This window comes from Clostridioides sp. LIBA-6822 (genome assembly GCF_056688955.1).
In genome coordinates, this window is sequence record NZ_CP196995.1 from 3875016 (window position 1) to 3891860 (window position 16845).

Annotated in this window: 11 protein-coding genes; all 11 read right to left on the minus strand. The window is 28.7% G+C overall.

The genetic code is table 11. The annotated features are described in order from the left end of the window. Positions 1 to 76: 76 nt before the first annotated feature. The gene (locus tag ACTG48_RS18295) at positions 77 to 2833 is read right to left on the minus strand and encodes a sigma-54-dependent transcriptional regulator (RefSeq protein ID WP_479917623.1); all 2757 of its coding nucleotides are present in this window, start codon (positions 2831 to 2833) and stop codon (positions 77 to 79) included. Positions 2834 to 3688: 855 nt separating this feature from the next. Further along, entirely contained in the window at positions 3689 to 4492 is an 804-nt protein-coding gene (gene proC / locus ACTG48_RS18300; protein ID WP_021386204.1) for a pyrroline-5-carboxylate reductase, read from the minus strand. 308 nt (positions 4493 to 4800) lie between these two features. Then, complete coding sequence (gene hypD / locus ACTG48_RS18305; RefSeq protein WP_021386184.1) at positions 4801 to 7170, minus strand: trans-4-hydroxy-L-proline dehydratase; 2370 nt, start codon at positions 7168 to 7170, stop codon at positions 4801 to 4803. Positions 7171 to 7174: 4 nt separating this feature from the next. Further along, complete coding sequence (locus tag ACTG48_RS18310) at positions 7175 to 8083, minus strand: trans-4-hydroxy-L-proline dehydratase activase (protein ID WP_479917624.1); 909 nt, start codon at positions 8081 to 8083, stop codon at positions 7175 to 7177. 344 nt (positions 8084 to 8427) lie between these two features. Next, positions 8428 to 9507 (minus strand): serine protease HtrA, encoded by a 1080-nt coding sequence (gene htrA / locus ACTG48_RS18315; RefSeq protein WP_021386234.1) that lies wholly within the window; start codon positions 9505 to 9507, stop codon positions 8428 to 8430. A 153-nt stretch (positions 9508 to 9660) separates the two neighbouring features. Then, positions 9661 to 11010 carry a glucose-6-phosphate isomerase gene (locus ACTG48_RS18320; protein ID WP_479917625.1) on the minus strand — a complete coding sequence of 450 codons (1350 nt, stop codon included), beginning with the start codon at positions 11008 to 11010 and terminating at the stop codon, positions 9661 to 9663. Between the two features lie 489 nt (positions 11011 to 11499). Continuing rightward, a complete protein-coding gene (locus ACTG48_RS18325) occupies positions 11500 to 13128 on the minus strand; it encodes a Na/Pi cotransporter family protein (protein ID WP_021386231.1) in 1629 nt (542 codons plus the stop codon). Positions 13129 to 13252: 124 nt separating this feature from the next. Continuing rightward, complete coding sequence (locus tag ACTG48_RS18330; protein ID WP_479917626.1) at positions 13253 to 14857, minus strand: NAD(P)/FAD-dependent oxidoreductase; 1605 nt, start codon at positions 14855 to 14857, stop codon at positions 13253 to 13255. Between the two features lie 47 nt (positions 14858 to 14904). Further along, positions 14905 to 15222 carry a hypothetical protein gene (locus tag ACTG48_RS18335; RefSeq protein ID WP_479917627.1) on the minus strand — a complete coding sequence of 106 codons (318 nt, stop codon included), beginning with the start codon at positions 15220 to 15222 and terminating at the stop codon, positions 14905 to 14907. Between the two features lie 4 nt (positions 15223 to 15226). Then, complete coding sequence (locus ACTG48_RS18340) at positions 15227 to 15592, minus strand: hypothetical protein (protein ID WP_021386207.1); 366 nt, start codon at positions 15590 to 15592, stop codon at positions 15227 to 15229. Positions 15593 to 15672: 80 nt separating this feature from the next. Beyond that, complete coding sequence (locus ACTG48_RS18345; RefSeq protein ID WP_021386268.1) at positions 15673 to 16710, minus strand: YecA family protein; 1038 nt, start codon at positions 16708 to 16710, stop codon at positions 15673 to 15675. Between the last annotated feature and the right edge of the window lie 135 nt (positions 16711 to 16845).

Below are 16845 nucleotides of genomic sequence, written 5' to 3' on the forward strand. Positions count from 1 at the left end.
CTATAAAAGCAAAAAGTATGCCAAATAGTGGCATACTTTTTTTTAATTTTATTTATCTATTTTTTAATCCTGTATTCTACTGAGGTAGACCATAAATAATATTATAGATGTATCCTATTTCTGAAATAGGTATTTGCACACTATAACTTTTTTCTAGCACACTAAACGCATTTTTTATTAGTTTGATTTCACTATTATGGTTTTTAATTAATAAATTCATATCATTATACTCTTCAATCTCAGCTTGTCTAACTAATCTTTCAATCATACAACTTAAGTGAACATATAAAGCAATCTTTTTATCATTAGGAAGTTTTTTCTTTTGAATATTTTCTATAGCATTTATTCCCTCTTCTATTCGTTCTATTATCTTTTTTGAATCCAAAATGGTCAGGCTATCTATTACTCTAGTCAATGAAAAATTCTTTATAATAGAATCATTTATATTTTTAATTTTTTCACTTTCTACTACTCTGCTAAGTATCCTAAAGACATCGTCTTCTCCTTTTCCCGATATCATATCCTCTAATAGTATGAAATCTACACCATTTACATTTGGATTGGCAGTCCCTACTATGGCCAATACATCATACATCTTGAAAATTGGGTCTTTATCTCCCATAGAGACAAGATTATCATAATCATATGGTATTATCTTAACATCAAAGATTCCCATTAAACTATCTGAAAGTAGGTGCTGAATTTTTATAGCAGTGCCTATTCCTGTAAAACAAGAAGATACGATTGCATACTCCTTATTTTTTTGAGGATAATACAATTGTATATTTGGTTTAGTTTCTTCATCCATAATTTCTGCAATCTCTTCAATATTTTTACTTTGCATTAATAAATTTCCTACCTCTAGTGCAGAGATAGTAGATATTTGGTCTATAAATAACATTGGACTATTTATTTTATTCTTTAAATCTTCATATATCAAATTGAGAGAACCCATATCAAATAGCACAACTAGTCCATTTTTTATTCTATCTTCATCCAAGTATCTAGACATTTGATTTGATACATCCGCTATAGTAGCATCTATAGGCATATCAATAGCTGTAAATACATTTTTACCTAACATACGATTACATACATTTGCCATACTACTAGCTGTAGCATATCCGTGTGCTATAATCATTGCATTAATTTTATTAGACTTCATTCTTATAACTGTTGACTTAATAAATATAGTCATCATAATTATATCTGCATTATTAAGATACATATCTAATCTGTTCATTATTAATGTAGATACTTTATTTATTATAGAGTATTCTTTATAATTTTCTTTTTTTAAGTACATTAGTAATCTGCTTTCTAAATTCTTATATTCATCAGACAGTTGATAAGACTCATCCTTTAGATAAAGATATGATGAAAATGCTAATACATTATTCCCATCATATTTTATATTGTTGTTAACTTCTAGACTTCTAAATATATCCTGCATTATAGATATTATAAGATCCATAAGTACATTTTTATTTTCATCATTATTTGAAAAAATAAGATTATCCATTAATCTAATCATTAAATTGGAGCTGTTTTCGCTAAATAGCTTGTCTGTTATTTCGTTTTTTTCTAGACTATCAAAGTAATTTAAACACTCTATAAGAGTTTGATATATTATATTTCTTTTATTTCCTCCAACTGATATCTCAAGACTAGATTGGTTAGGAGAAAATACAATACTTTTGCTTTTCCCACTTTGGAATTGAAATACATCTGCATTTTCTATATAAATGTTCCTAGGAAGGTCCTGAAGTGTAACAAAGATATTTTCATTTCGTCTTTGGTTTTTTGCGTATGCTCGTCCACATGCATATTTTATTACATTTTTACATTCACCTATATTGCCTTTGAATTTTATCTTTAAAATTGTATTTAATGTAATTTGGGTTATCTCTATAGGCAAACCAAGCACTTTACTTTCTTCGTATATAAAGTGTTCTACAATCTTTCTTTTTTCAAGACTTCCTCTTTCTTCTATATTAGGTACATAAATATTTATAGGTATTCTTCTTAGAAAAGTTTGTAAAAATTCGGATAAACTCTCTGTTGTAGCAAACACTAATCTTACCTTAGCCCTTCTGCTTACCCCATTCTCTCCAATTCTAGAAAATGTACCTGTATCCATAAATGTGAATAACTTTTCCTGTCCTTCACTGTTCAACCTATGTACCTCATCTAAGAATAATATGCCCCCATCAGATTGCTCTATTAGACCTGCTCTAGATTCAATTGCTCCTGTATAAGCTCCCTTTACATGTCCAAACAGTATACTGGACAATAGCTCCAAATTATTATAATACTGCGCACAGTTTAGTACATTATATGGAGCATTTTTTTCTAATATATTACTATTTACACTATATTCATATATTACTTTAGCTAAAAAGGTTTTTCCTACTCCACTTTCACCTGTTAACATTATTGTAAGTCCACCATTTGGATAAAGTACAGCCGTTTTTATTTGTTCTATTACCTCTTTTAAGCTATTATCATGACCTATAATACTATTGAATACAACCTCTTGCTTTAATATTTTACACTCATTGTTAAGTTCGTCTACACTTTCATAAATACTTTTTTTCGTAGGTCCTATTACATTATTTATCTTATTTTTGGGTAAAAAGATAACTGGTCTACTATTTATCTTTATAAGATTATCAGACTTTACCAAATCATTTAATAATCTACTTGATTGAGTTCTGCTTAAATTAAACTTTTTCACTATATCTTCTGTTACAATACCACCCTTTTTTTTAAGTTCATCAAAATTGTTAAATAATGTACATTCATTTACAAAACTTAAAATCTCATTCCTCATATTCAACCTCCAATATAAACATCAATAATACTATAGCACTAGTATATCATTTATATACTCATGAAAAAGCAGATTATATTCTTATCTTTTATTAATTTTCTGTTATGGAGTAATAATATTAAATTTTTTATAGATAAAATCTTTAGCTTTTAGCCATAAATTCAAAATATCTATCTATAATTTAGTACAGAATATTTAGTATAGAATCTATGTAATATAGTTTCATTGTATTTACTATAATCAAAAGTAATGTAATATATATGTTTTTAGAACTTATTAATGAAGAAAATCTTATAAATTTTATTATTCTATGAATATTATTTCAAATTTACAAAGTCCATTAAGTAAATTTGCTTTTGCATAAATCTACTTAGAGTCTAAAAATGATATTTATAAATTTTTTATTATTATAATTTATTTATAATATAGTTAAATTTTTATCTAACTAGCTATTAATATTTAACTACTAAATACTCAATCAATCATTAATCTTTTTCCAAAATATACAAGTACAATTAAAAATTTATCTTGTAAGGGTAAAATGTATATTTTTTATAAATATAACGAAATGCTAAAAAGGACTTTAAAAAAGCAGTCACACAATAGAAAATAAAGAAACTGTAGACATTTTAGATGCTTGTATTGTAGGAGGAATTATAGATGGTTGTTTAGAGATGATTTCTAAAAAATATAGTGAAAATAATTCAGAAGTAGCAGAAAATACTGCAAAAACTATTAGTACATTTATTGCACATGGTATGAATGGACTAAAAAATAAAATATAAAATAAAAATGTCTCAAAACAAGCTATGAAAGTCATTTTGAGACATTTATTTTTATATTATTCTTAATTTACTATTTGCTCATATCTTTAGATTTATCTATAGCAGCAACAATAGACTTTATAACTGCTGATCTAAATCCTTCTTCTTCTAACACTCTAACTGCTTCTATAGTAGTCCCTGCTGGAGAGCAAACCATATCTTTTAATTCCCCTGGATGTTTGCCAGTTTCAAGAACCATCTTAGCTGACCCCATAACTGCTTGTGATGCAAATTTATAAGCTTGTTGTCTTGGCATACCAGCTAATACTGCTGCATCTGCCATAGCTTCTATAAACATAAACACATATGCAGGAGAAGACCCACTAACACCTGTAACAGTATCCATTAAATACTCTGATACTATTTCTGCCTCTCCAAATGATTCAAATAGAGACTTAATCATATTTAGTTCTTCATCAGTTACATTATTATTTTTACAAAGAGCTGACATACCTTCTCCAACAAGAGCTGGAGTATTTGGCATTACTCTTACTATTTTTTTATCTGAACCTATAATATTTTCTAATGTTTCTATAGTTTTTCCTGCTGCTATTGATACTATTATTTTATCTGCATCTATTAATTCTTTAAGTGGAGCTAAAGCTTTTTCACATATATTAGGCTTAAGTGCCACTAGTATTACATCAGAATTTGCAACAGCTACCTTGGAATCAGTTGTAGTCTTTACTGAAAATTCTGCTTTTACTTTATCTAAAGCAATTTGGCTTAAATCTGATACAGTTATATCTTCTGCTTTTACTAGACCTGATTTTACTATACCACCTATCATTGCACTTCCCATATTTCCTGAACCAATAAATCCTAAAGTTTTCATATCAAATCTCCTTTTTTCTATTAGTTTTTATTTTAAAGTAGCTAAATTAACTATGTTTTAACTGCTTAAAATTATCTTATTCTCATAAAATCTAACCATATTATATTAATATAAATTATTCCTTAATATATATAACACTTATTAAATATAAATTTAACGATTTTTTCATTAAACTTAACGAGCTAACTTCCAATTTAGAAAGTTAGCTCATAATTAATCTGAATTTTTTTAAATGATATCTAATAGTCTATACTATTATTATACCAGTTGCTTTTTTATATAGTAAGAAGTTTTGTTTACAAACAATCCTAGAATGTTTGCTCAGTTCTTCCTATTATCTCATCTTGTAGTGTTCTACTTAGATTATTGAAATGGTCACTATACCCCGCAACTCTAACTATTAAGTCTTTGTAATCTTGAGGATTCTTTTGAGCCTCTAATAATACATTTTTATCAAATACATTGAATTGTATATGATGCCCATCCATATTAAAGTATGCTCTTACTAGATTAGCCATATTATCCAATCCTTTTTCACCTTGAACTACTGATGGTGCAAATCTTTGATTTAATAATGTTCCACCAGTTTTTATATGGTCCATCTTAGCACAAGATTTTATAACTGCTGTAGGTCCATTAGTATCCCCACCTTTTTCAGGTGAAATTCCCTCTGAAACTGGTTTTGCACAAAGTCTACCATTTGGACTTGCTCCCATAATTTCACCAAAGTATACATGACAAGTTGTTGGTAACATATCCACTCTATATTCTCCACCACAAACAGTTGGTCTACCAGTTACCTCATTATAATATGTGTTGAATATCTCTTGCATTATCTCATCAGCATAATCGTCATCATTTCCATATTTAGGAGTCTTATTTGAAACTAAATTAAGTATAGCTTCATATCCTTCAAAATTAACATCAAGTGCTTTAAGTAATGTATCCATATCAAATTTTTTCTTATCGAATACATTATATTTTATTGCTGTTAAACTATCTGTTATAGTTCCTATACCAACACCTTGTATATATCTAGTGTTATATCTTGCTCCACCTCTTTGATAGTCCTTACCTTTTTCTATACAATCATCAACTATTGTAGACATAAGTGGGCAAGGCATATGTTTTGCACATATATTTTCTATTACAGCATTTCCTTCTATTTTTATATCAATCATATAATGTAATTGCTTTTTAAATGCCTCAAATAATTCCTCATAAGATTTAAAACTTCTAGGGTCTCCAGTTTTAATACCTATTTGCTTTTTGCTAATTGGGTCATATCCATCATTTAATGTTAATTCAAGTATTTTTGGAATATTCATATATCCAGTTAAAACATATGCTTCTTTACCAAAGCATCCAGTTTCAACACACCCACTAGTTCCACCAAGTCTTGCATCTTCTATAGTCTTTCCAGCTTCCATAAGTTCTTGTACTATTGCTTCAGTGTTATAAAATGCTGGTTGACCCCATCCTTTTCTTGATATTTCACAAGCTCTCTTTAAGAATTTTTGAGGAGTTTTTTTACTTATTTGAACGTTTGAACTAGGTTGTATCAATTTCATTTCATCCATAACATCAAGTATTATATAACTAACTTCATTAACACCATCTTGACCGTCTGGATTTATTCCACCAGTGTTTATATTTGCAAAGTCTGTGTATGTGCTACTTTCTTTTAATGTTATACCAACTTTTGGTGGTGCTGGTTGATTATTAAATTTAACCCATAAACATTCAAGTAATTCTTGTGCTCTATCTCTATCTAACACTCCATTCTCTACATCTCTTTCATAGAAAGGATTTAAATGCTGGTCAAGTCTTCCTGGAGTAAAAGCATCCCATATATTAAGTTCAGTAGTAACCCCTATATGAACAAACCAGTACATTTGTATAGCTTGATGATAAGTTTCTGGTTTATGAGCTGGTACAACATCACAAGTTTCAGCAATTAGTAATAAATCTTTTTTCTTAGCTTCATCTGTTTCTTCTTCTGCCATTTGTCTTGCTTTCTCAGCATATCTCTTACCTAATATTACCATTGCATCACAAGCTATTGCCATAGCTTCTAAATCAGCTTTCTTATTATATGCATCTAAATCATTAAGAAAATCTAATTCTTTTAGTCTTGCTTCTACATCTTTCTTTAAATCTAAAAATCCTTTTTTATATATTGTATCTCCACAAACTGTATGTCCAGGAGCTCTTTGCTCCATAAACTCTGTGAACATACCTGCTTCATATGCTGCTAACCATTCAGGTGTCATTGCATTTATTATTTTTTCTCTTGTTTGTCTCTTTTTCCAGAAAGGTATTATTTCTTCCTGTTGTATTTTTTTAGCTTCTTCAGATACACTGAAATTTATTATATCTCTATTGTGCATTACATCTAAATCTTCTAAAGTATGACAACAAATTTCTGGATATGTTGGTGCTCCATTAGGAGAATCACCTTTTTCACCTACTATTAATTCTCCATCATTTATGCTAAGAGTTCTATTCTCTATATAATACTTAAATGATAAAGCACGAAGTACAGGAATTTCTACACTTCCTTCATATTTTTTATAAGCCTCTGTCATAAGTACTGCTCTTTCAATAGATATGTGTGGTTCTGCGTTAACACTTTCTTCTCTTAATTTTTTAGTTCTCTCAAAAGTTCCTCTTGACATTTTATTACCCCCCAATCTTAGTATTGAAATTACTTGCTTCAAACAGCCTTTTTATTTCTTCTAATTTTTCTTCAGTTGGTCTTTGTAATTCTTCTCCCTCATACTTTTTATAAATCTTATCATACTTATGTTTACCAATATTATGATATGGAAGAAGACTTACAGCTTTTATATTCAAAGGCTTTAAAAATTCTATCATTTTTTTAACCTCTAAATTTTCATCATCTACATTTACTCCTACTATTAATGGTATTCTTATATTTATATTAGCTCCTAATTCACTCAGAAGTTTAACATTTTCCAATATTAAGTCATTTGATTTTCCTGTAAATTTTATGTGCTTTTCTTCATCAATAAGCTTAATATCATATAAAAATAAATCTGCACATTTTGCAACTCTCTCATAATTTTCTGACCTTGCATAACCACAAGTATCAATTGCTACATGAATCCCCTTTGATTTGCACATATTTATTACTCCACAAATAAAATCCATGTCTTGAGCCATTACTTCCCCACCTGATAGAGTTACTCCTCCACCTGATTCTTCATAGAAAATTCTATCCTTCTCTATCTCTTTAACCAAACTTTTTACAGAATACTCTTGACCAACAATTTCTCTTGCATTGTTTACACAATAGTCTAAGCAAGTTTCACAAAATTCACACTTATCTTGGTCTAAACATATTTTTGTTTCCCCTTTGAAGATTGCTTTATGAGGACATATGTTTATACATGCTTCACATCTTGAACATCTTTCGTCATTATACAAAACTTGTTTTGTATATGTTTGACTCTCTGGATTATGACACCAAACACACTCAAGTGGACATCCTTTAAAAAAAACTGTACTTCTTATTCCTGGTCCATCATGTATACTACATTTTTGTAAGTTTATAACTAATGGATTCATAATTTTTCACCCCTAAATAATATCCATTCCATTTTTTCATCTTTATGTAATTTATTTTCATAGGTTGTATCTATGAAAAGCATTTCTACAATTACATAATACTATATTTGTTATTATTTTGTCTATATTTTTTTAGTGTTATTAAAAAATTTTATTTTATTATGATATTTATACTGATTTTATAAATTAAATTTAAATATTTATTAAATTTATTTTTATAAGTAAATATAGCTATATCACATAAACAATATATTATTTTTGTTAATTTAGATATATATACTATAAAAATTAAATAAAAATAGAGACTACACTTTATCATGTAGTCTCCACCTTTCTAGTCATATTTAGAAATTCACATTTATTGTTACTGCTTTTCCGCCTCTATTTACTGTAATTTTTGTACTAGCTCCTTTTGAGAAAGTATATAACTTTTTATTTAGGTCATTCATACCTGTTATATTTGCATCTCCTACTTTAGTTATAATATCTCCTACTTTTACTCCAGCTTTTTCTGCTGATGAGCCAGATACTACTTCTGCCACATAAACACCTTTATCAGTACTTAATTTTGTTCCTGTAGCTGCCTCATAGTTTGATACATCTGTACCTTTTATACCTAGAGTCACTTTTTCATATTTTCCAGTTTTTATTACTTCTTCAACTATGCTTTTAGCTGTATTAATTGGTATTGCAAATCCTAATCCTTCTGCTTGAGAAGCTTTTGCTGTGTTTATACCAATTACTTGACCTTTTTGATTTAATAATGGTCCTCCACTATTTCCTGCATTTATACTTGCATCAGTTTGTAATAAACCAGTCATATTAGTTTTTTCTGTTTGTATAGTTCTATCTAATCCACTTATTATCCCTTGAGTAACTGTTTTTTGGAAATCTAATCCAAGTGGATTACCTATTGCTATTGATATATCTCCAACCTTTACTTTATCACTATCAGCAAATTCTGCTGGTGTCAATCCAGTTTTATCAACTTTAACTATAGCTAAATCAAGTTGTTGGTCAAACCATACAACTTTACCTGAAGTTGTTGAACCATCATTGAATAGTACATTTACACTTGTAGCTTGACCATCTGATATAACATGAGAATTAGTAAGTATATAACCATTTGAATCTACTATGATTCCAGTTCCTACACCTTGTGTTTCAGTTGGTATTGCAAACATATTATTAGTATCGACGCTAGTTGTCGTAATACCTACAACAGATGGTGTGGCTTTTTCTGCAACTGCTTGATAAATATTTTGACTCTTACCATCATCATTTACAACTATAGGTGTAGAATTTCCTGTAGTCTTACTTCCTAAATTATCTTTAACTAAAATTATTGTTAGTAAACTACTAAGTATTGAACTTATTATAGCAACTAATATTACTAAACTTATACCTTTCTTTCTTCTTGACATCTCATACCACTCCCTATCTAATATAATATAAATTATCAAAATATATTTTTCCCAATTTTTCATAAAAAAATGAAATCATCTATTTTGAGTAAACTCTTTTTCGATGATTTCATTATATTATTTTAATCTTAATTAAACCTTAACTATTTAAAATTATTTAAGTCTTTTTTCTAATTCTTCCTTTTCTTTTTCATAACCTGGTTTTCCTAATAAGGCAAACATATTTTTCTTGTAGGCTTCTACTCCTGGTTGGTCAAATGGATTAACACCCAATAAATATCCACTTATTCCACAAGCTTTTTCAAAGAAATACACTAGATATCCAAAATTATATTCATCTAATTGAGGTATATTTATTACTAAATTAGGTACTTTTCCATCTGTGTGGGCTAATAGAGTTCCTTCAAAAGCTTTATGATTAACAAAATCTACAGTCTTACCTGCTAGATAGTTTAGACCATCTAAATCTACTTCCTCTGAATTTATAGTTATATTTCTCTTACAGTTTTCAACATTAAGTACTGTCTCAAATAAAATTCTTTTCCCATCTTGGATATATTGACCCATAGAGTGTAAATCTGTTGAAAAATCTACAGAAGCAGGGAATAACCCTTTATTTTCTTTTCCTTCACTTTCTCCATAAAGCTGTTTCCACCACTCACTCACATAATGCAATTGAGGTTCATAGTTAACCAATAGCTCTACATCTTTTCCTTTTCTATGTAAAATTGTTCTAGCAACAGCATATCTATAACTATCGTTACTTTTTAAATCAGGATTTTGAAATGCTTCTCTAGCATCACTTGCACCTTTCATCATAGCATCAATATCAAGCCCCGCAGCAGCAATAGGAAGTAATCCAACTGCTGTTAGTACAGAAAAACGACCACCTACATCATCTGGTATTACAAAAGTCTCATATCCTTCTTCTGTAGCTAACTGTCTAAGTGCTCCTTTACTTGAATCTGTTGTTGCATAAATTCTCTTTTTCGCTTCTTCTTTACCATACTTTTTCTCTAAATAATCTTTAAATATTCTAAAAGCAAGAGCTGGTTCTGTAGTAGTTCCTGATTTAGATATTACATTTACAGAAATATCCTTACCTTCAATTACATCTAATAAATCCATAATATATGTTGAGCTTATATTTTGTCCTACGAAATATACTTCTGGAGCCTTTCTTTGTTCCTTTTTAAGTCCATTTCTAAATGAATGACTTACCATATCTATAGCAGCTCTTGAACCCAAATAAGAGCCTCCTATACCTATTACTAAAAGAACATCTGAGTCAGATTTTATCTTTTCAGCAGATTTTTTTATTCTATCAAACTCTTCCTTATCATGATTTTTAGGAAGGTCTATCCAACCTAGAAAAGTATTTCCTAAACCCGTTTTATTGTGTAACATGTCATGTGCAACATCTACATATGGTTGCATAACATCTATCTCGTTTTGACAAAAAAACTCCGTAGCTTTACTATAATCAAAATTTATTTTTCCCATTTAAATCCCTCTTTTCAGCATATTCGTTTTAAAGAGATTATAACATAAAATATGGGTGTTTTTTTTTAAAATTTGCCACAAAATTATACATATATCACCATTTGTTATCAGGAAATCGATTCTTCTAAATACTATAACTATCTATAAATTATAAATTTTTAATCAAATAAAGTTATTAAAAATAGTATATCATCTGTATTTCACAGAAAATTAAAACATGCTATATGGATGATTGACAAGAAATAATGCTTTGTTTAAATTAATTGAAATACAGTTTATACGTCCTTACATGTAAATTTAAATAGATTTAAGTTGTAGGTAAAATTTTTATGGAAAAATCTAGTACTAAATTTATGATGCAGTATTAAAGTCTCTTTATTGGAATAGTTATATAATCGGATAGTTGAATTATAAATAACCAATAAAAAAAACTCTAAACTTATCATTTAGAGTTTCTCTTTCATTTATATTTTAATTCTTATATTATTTTTAATCATTTCCTAATCTCTTAGCTATAACTTGTTGTGCTATGTTGACAGCATGGTCAGATATTCTCTCTAGATTACTTATTACATCTAAATAAATAACTCCATTCTCTATACTACATAGATTATTATTCAATCTGTACATATGATTAGCTCTACAAGATTTTTCCATTATATCAACTTGCTCTTCGATTTTTATAACCTTGCAAGCCAAATCTACATTATCAGTTCTCATTGATTCTAATGCATAAGTATATGCTGAAACAACCTTATTGTACATAACATCAAGTTCAGATTGTCCTTCTTCTGAGAAAGAAATATTTGAATCTATTGCAACTTGTGATAATTCAGCTATATTTTTAGCATGGTCACCAATTCTTTCTATATCATTAACTGTGTTAAACAAGGTATCCACAACTTCTCTCGAATCATCATCTAAAGGTGCTTTTGAAAGTTTAAGTAAGTAATTCAAAATAGCTTTCTGCAAATCATTGATTAATCTCTCTCGTCTATATGTCTTGTCTATTTTTTCAGTTGCATGTTCTACTAAAGCCTCCATAGAAGCATTTAAACTTTCCTTAGCCTTTTCACCCATACGAAGTGTTTCTTTTATCGTATTTGCAAGAGCTATAGAAGGAGTTTCTATCATTCTATCATCTATATATTTAATAGTCTTAGCTTCATCTTCATCTATATCGCCTTCTTTATCAGGAACAAGTCTTATTGCTAACTTTATTATAAGCTTTGTAAATGGTAAAAGTATTAAGACAGATATTATATTAAACAGTGTATGTGTATTAGCTATTTGTCTTGCAACATTACTTGGGTCCCAACTTGTAACCAAGTTTACTACTGGCTTATTTAATAATATTAAGAATATCACCGTTCCTAAAACATTAAAGATTAGATGCATCATAGCTGCTCTTCGTGCATTTTTATTGGCACCAATACTCGATAACAGCGAAGTTACACATGTCCCAATATTTTGACCATAAAGAATTGGCAATGCTGCTGATAATGGCACTAGACCTTCTGCTGCCAATGCAACCAACATACCCATAGATGCACTTGAACTTTGTATTATTGCTGTAATTCCAAATCCCAATAATAATCCAAGTAGTGGATATCTACCAAATGTAACTAGTAAGTCAGTAAACCCTTGATAGTCTCTTAATGGCTCAACTGCCATTTTCATAAAATCCATACCTGTAAACAATATACCAAAACCTATAAGTATTTCGGCTATATTTTTTATCCTAGGCTTATTTCCAAATAAATAAAGTATGATACCTATACCTAATGCTACTGGAGCCATACCAGTTAGATCAAAAGATACCAATTGGGCTGTAACAGTAGTACCTATATTGGCACCCATTATTACACCAATTGCCTGCTTTAATGTCATTATGCCTGCATTTACGAAACCAACAACCATTACAGTAGTAGCACTTGAACTTTGTATTACTGCTGTAACTCCTGTACCTACTAAAACTCCCATAAATAGGTTACTAGTAAGTAATTTTATTATCTTTTTTAGCTTTGTCCCAGCAGATTTTTGTAGACCTTCTCCCATAAGGTTCATACCATATAAGAATAGACCTAATCCACCCATTAGACTTATTATAATGTTCAAATTATTTCCTCCTTGTAAAGAGATTACTGTATCTAAAAATTTTTATAACCTATTGTATTTTATCAAATTATAGGAGTGATAATGTTAAATTCATGTTAAATATTAAAAAATCATTAAATTTATGTTAAATTTTTGTATTATTAGTGTATTTTTGTATTATTTTTTCTGCACATTTTATACCATCAACTGCTGCTGTGACTATCCCACCTGCATATCCAGCACCTTCACCACATGGATATAGATTCTTAACACTTACTGACTCTAAAGTATCCTCATCTCTTACTATTCTTATTGGTGATGATGACCTAGTCTCTACTCCAGTTAAAACAGCATCGTACATTGCAAATCCATTCAATTTTTTATCAAGAGATATGAATGCCTCTCTCATAGTTTCTGTTACAAAACTAGGTAAACATTCACTTAAATTTGTAAGTGTATATCCAGGTCTATATGATGGCTCAACACTGCCTAAATTTGTAGATGCTTTATTATTGATAAAATCTCCAACAAGTTGAACTGGTGCATTGTAATTTTTTCCACCTAATTCAAAAGCTAATTTTTCATATTCTTGTTGGAAATGTACACCTGCTAGAGGATTATCACTATTAAAGTCTTCCGGAGTTACATTTACTAAAAATGCACTATTTGCATTTACCTTGTCCCTTGCATGTTCGCTCATACCATTTGTAACTATTTCAAAGTCATTTGATGCAGATGCTATGACACTACCTCCTGGACACATACAAAAGGTATATGCTGTTCTTCCATTTGAAACATGCTCTATAAGTCTATAATCGGCTGCTCCTAGTCTAGGATGATTGTAAAACTCCTTATATTGTGCTTTATTTATTAAATCCTGTGGATGTTCAACCCTAGCTCCTATTGCAAAAGGTTTTTGAATTATTTTTACACCTCTTGAATACAACATTTCATAAGTATCTCTTGCACTATGTCCAACAGCTAATATAACTGTATCTGTATCTATTTTTTCAATACCATTTATCATTACAGATTGTATAGAATCATTTGATACAACTACATCAGTCACTTTTGAATTAAACCTAACTTGACCACCTAGATTTATTATTTCATTTCTTATATTTTTAACTACATTTTTTAATATATCTGTTCCTACATGTGGCTTATGTGAGTATAATATTTCATCTGGTGCTCCAAATTGAACTAACTCTTCCAATACTTTTCTGCATCGTATATCCTTTATTCTAGTTGTAAGTTTACCATCTGAAAAAGTTCCTGCTCCACCTTCTCCAAATTGAACATTTGAATTATTTTTAAACTTTCTAGTTGTCCAAAAATCACTTATATCTTTAGTTCTATTGTCTACATCAAGACCTCTTTCAAGTATGATTGGTTCATAACCCATTTGAGCCAAAATTAAACCTGCAAACAAACCTGCTGGTCCACTACCAATTACTAAAGGATTATTCTTCAATTTTTTATTACCCATAGTCACATTTGTATATCTGATTTCCTTTATTTTTGTTACATCTTTTATTTTTGAACTGAGTATTTTATCTTCATCTTTAACTTCTACATCTACAGAATAAACAAACTCCATTTTTCCTTTTTTTCTAGCGTCTATAGATTCTTTATATATACTATATTTAACTAAGTTTTTTTCTTTTATTCTAAGCTTCTTAAGTACAATATCTTTTAATAAAGATATATCTTTATCAATTCCAAGTTTTATATTAGATACTCTTAACATACTGTTTTCCTCTCTTAGATTGTAATATAAAAAAGCTAGGGTTATTCCTAGCTTTCTACAAATATAACTTCTATATTCTCTTTTACTAGATTTTCTACCCAAATCTCGTCTAACACAAAATTCTTTATTTTATTTACAACAATTGCTTTATCTAAATCTTTTTTCAAGTTTTTTACTAAGACCATTGCTTCAACTGACTTATTCAATCTTTCAACATACAGAGAATTCACTTTAATTAATATAACCCTTAATTCACACACATATAACTCTTTACTACCTAAAGTGATTTCATCATCATATTTATACACACTAAATTCATATACATTTTCATAAGGTGTTATATTTTCTATTCCTACATAGTCCATTTATTTATCCTCTTTTAGTTATAAGGCCTCTTATAACTTTCATGTTATTAAATACCTTTTCTAAGAAGTTTTCTGCTTCTTCATTATCTAAAAGATTTATTTCAAGGTTTTCATTTTCTATAATACCTTTAGATTTACAGTATTCTTTTGCTATTTCTATTAGTTCATTTTTTTTATCCATAGATAAATCGAACTCTTTATAGTCTATTATTATATATTGTTTGGTATCAGGTGATACACCATTATTATATCCTATTTCTATATGATAAATAACCGCATATATTTCTTCTCCATTGTACACAGGTACTGCTGGATTAGATTTTATAAAGTTCGTTGACACAGCAATTGCATTTCCTAAACTAAGACTCATTATTAATACCTCTTTCTCAACATTATACATATATTATACTATATATTCTTTATCTATGACTTAAAGCTTTTCATAATTAATTAAGATATTTTTAAATCTTTGTATCTTTTTCCTAACGTACTGGAACTTATATCGTATTTTTTTGATATTTGTACTTGAGTTATAGGTTGTCCTGCTTCTTTCTTAACATAATATTCAACAGCAGCTGCCCAACCATTTTCAGCTCCTTTTATATTTTCATGTTTTTTCTTATACTCATTCCAAAACTCTATACAGGCATCTATATTTTCTTTTTCTACATTTTCTTTAAGAGTATCTAAAACTTTGCACTCTACTTCAGCTAATTCATTTTCTGAATTAACTTTTGTTTTCTTCTTATCTCTTTCTCTCTTTAAGTATTCAGCTATACTTGGGTCTAAAAGCTGTTGTATATACTTGTATAGTATATGTGTATGATAGATTAAGAAAGTCTTCATATCTTTGTATAAGTCTTGATATTGATTAAATAAATTCATAACATCTTTTAAAATTATGTCTTTAACTTCATTTGATATACTTATAGTTACATCTATCAGTATGTTAGTTCCTTCAATATCAATAATTCTAGCTATCATACAACTTCCGCTTTTAAAACTTCTTAGAAGTTTTACATCTTCTGTGTAAAGTTCATTCCCACTTAGACAATCTTTTAATACTATTTTTCCAGAAGAAACTTCTTTTACTTCATAAATACTTACATATGATTCAAACAAACTTTTTAATATTGATACTTCTGATTGGCTTAAGTTTGCACCATTTTCTTCAAGAAACCCAACAGTCATGACCTTTTTATTTTCCATTATGTGGTCTTGTATTAAATAAGTATTAAAAAATCTTTCAAATTTTTCATTTACACTATCATTTTGCATTATATAAAACATTTCTTTAGCTTTTTCACATTCGTCTTTGAATCTGTCCTGTCTTGAATAATCATATAACTTTGAATATAAATCTGTATATTGTTTTTGTGAAAGTTCAGTTTTTCTGCATGCTCTTTCTGAAACAATATCTTTATTTAAACAACATTTCTTGTATTTTTTGCCACTTCCACAAGGGCATAGCTCATTTCTCCCTAACAATATGACTTCCACTCCCTTATTATTAAATTAAAGTACAATTTGTTATTATACCATTTTTTTATTAATCAATCTATAGTATAAGTAAATATTCTCTTAAATTTACTTATATTTTGGTATAATATATTAACTTTAATT

Bases quoted from the DNA above. Each gene is read 5' to 3' on its own strand.
- ACTG48_RS18330 (WP_479917626.1), bottom strand. From the start codon at position 14,857: ATGTTAAGAGTATCTAATATAAAACTTGGAATTGATAAAGATATATCT.
- proC (WP_021386204.1), bottom strand. From the start codon at position 4,492: ATGAAAACTTTAGGATTTATTGGTTCAGGAAATATGGGAAGTGCAATG.
- hypD (WP_021386184.1), bottom strand. From the start codon at position 7,170: ATGTCAAGAGGAACTTTTGAGAGAACTAAAAAATTAAGAGAAGAAAGT.
- ACTG48_RS18295 (WP_479917623.1), bottom strand. From the start codon at position 2,833: ATGAGGAATGAGATTTTAAGTTTTGTAAATGAATGTACATTATTTAAC.
- ACTG48_RS18310 (WP_479917624.1), bottom strand. From the start codon at position 8,083: ATGAATCCATTAGTTATAAACTTACAAAAATGTAGTATACATGATGGA.
- ACTG48_RS18320 (WP_479917625.1), bottom strand. From the start codon at position 11,010: ATGGGAAAAATAAATTTTGATTATAGTAAAGCTACGGAGTTTTTTTGT.
- htrA (WP_021386234.1), bottom strand. From the start codon at position 9,507: ATGTCAAGAAGAAAGAAAGGTATAAGTTTAGTAATATTAGTTGCTATA.
- ACTG48_RS18335 (WP_479917627.1), bottom strand. From the start codon at position 15,222: ATGGACTATGTAGGAATAGAAAATATAACACCTTATGAAAATGTATAT.
- ACTG48_RS18340 (WP_021386207.1), bottom strand. From the start codon at position 15,592: ATGAGTCTTAGTTTAGGAAATGCAATTGCTGTGTCAACGAACTTTATA.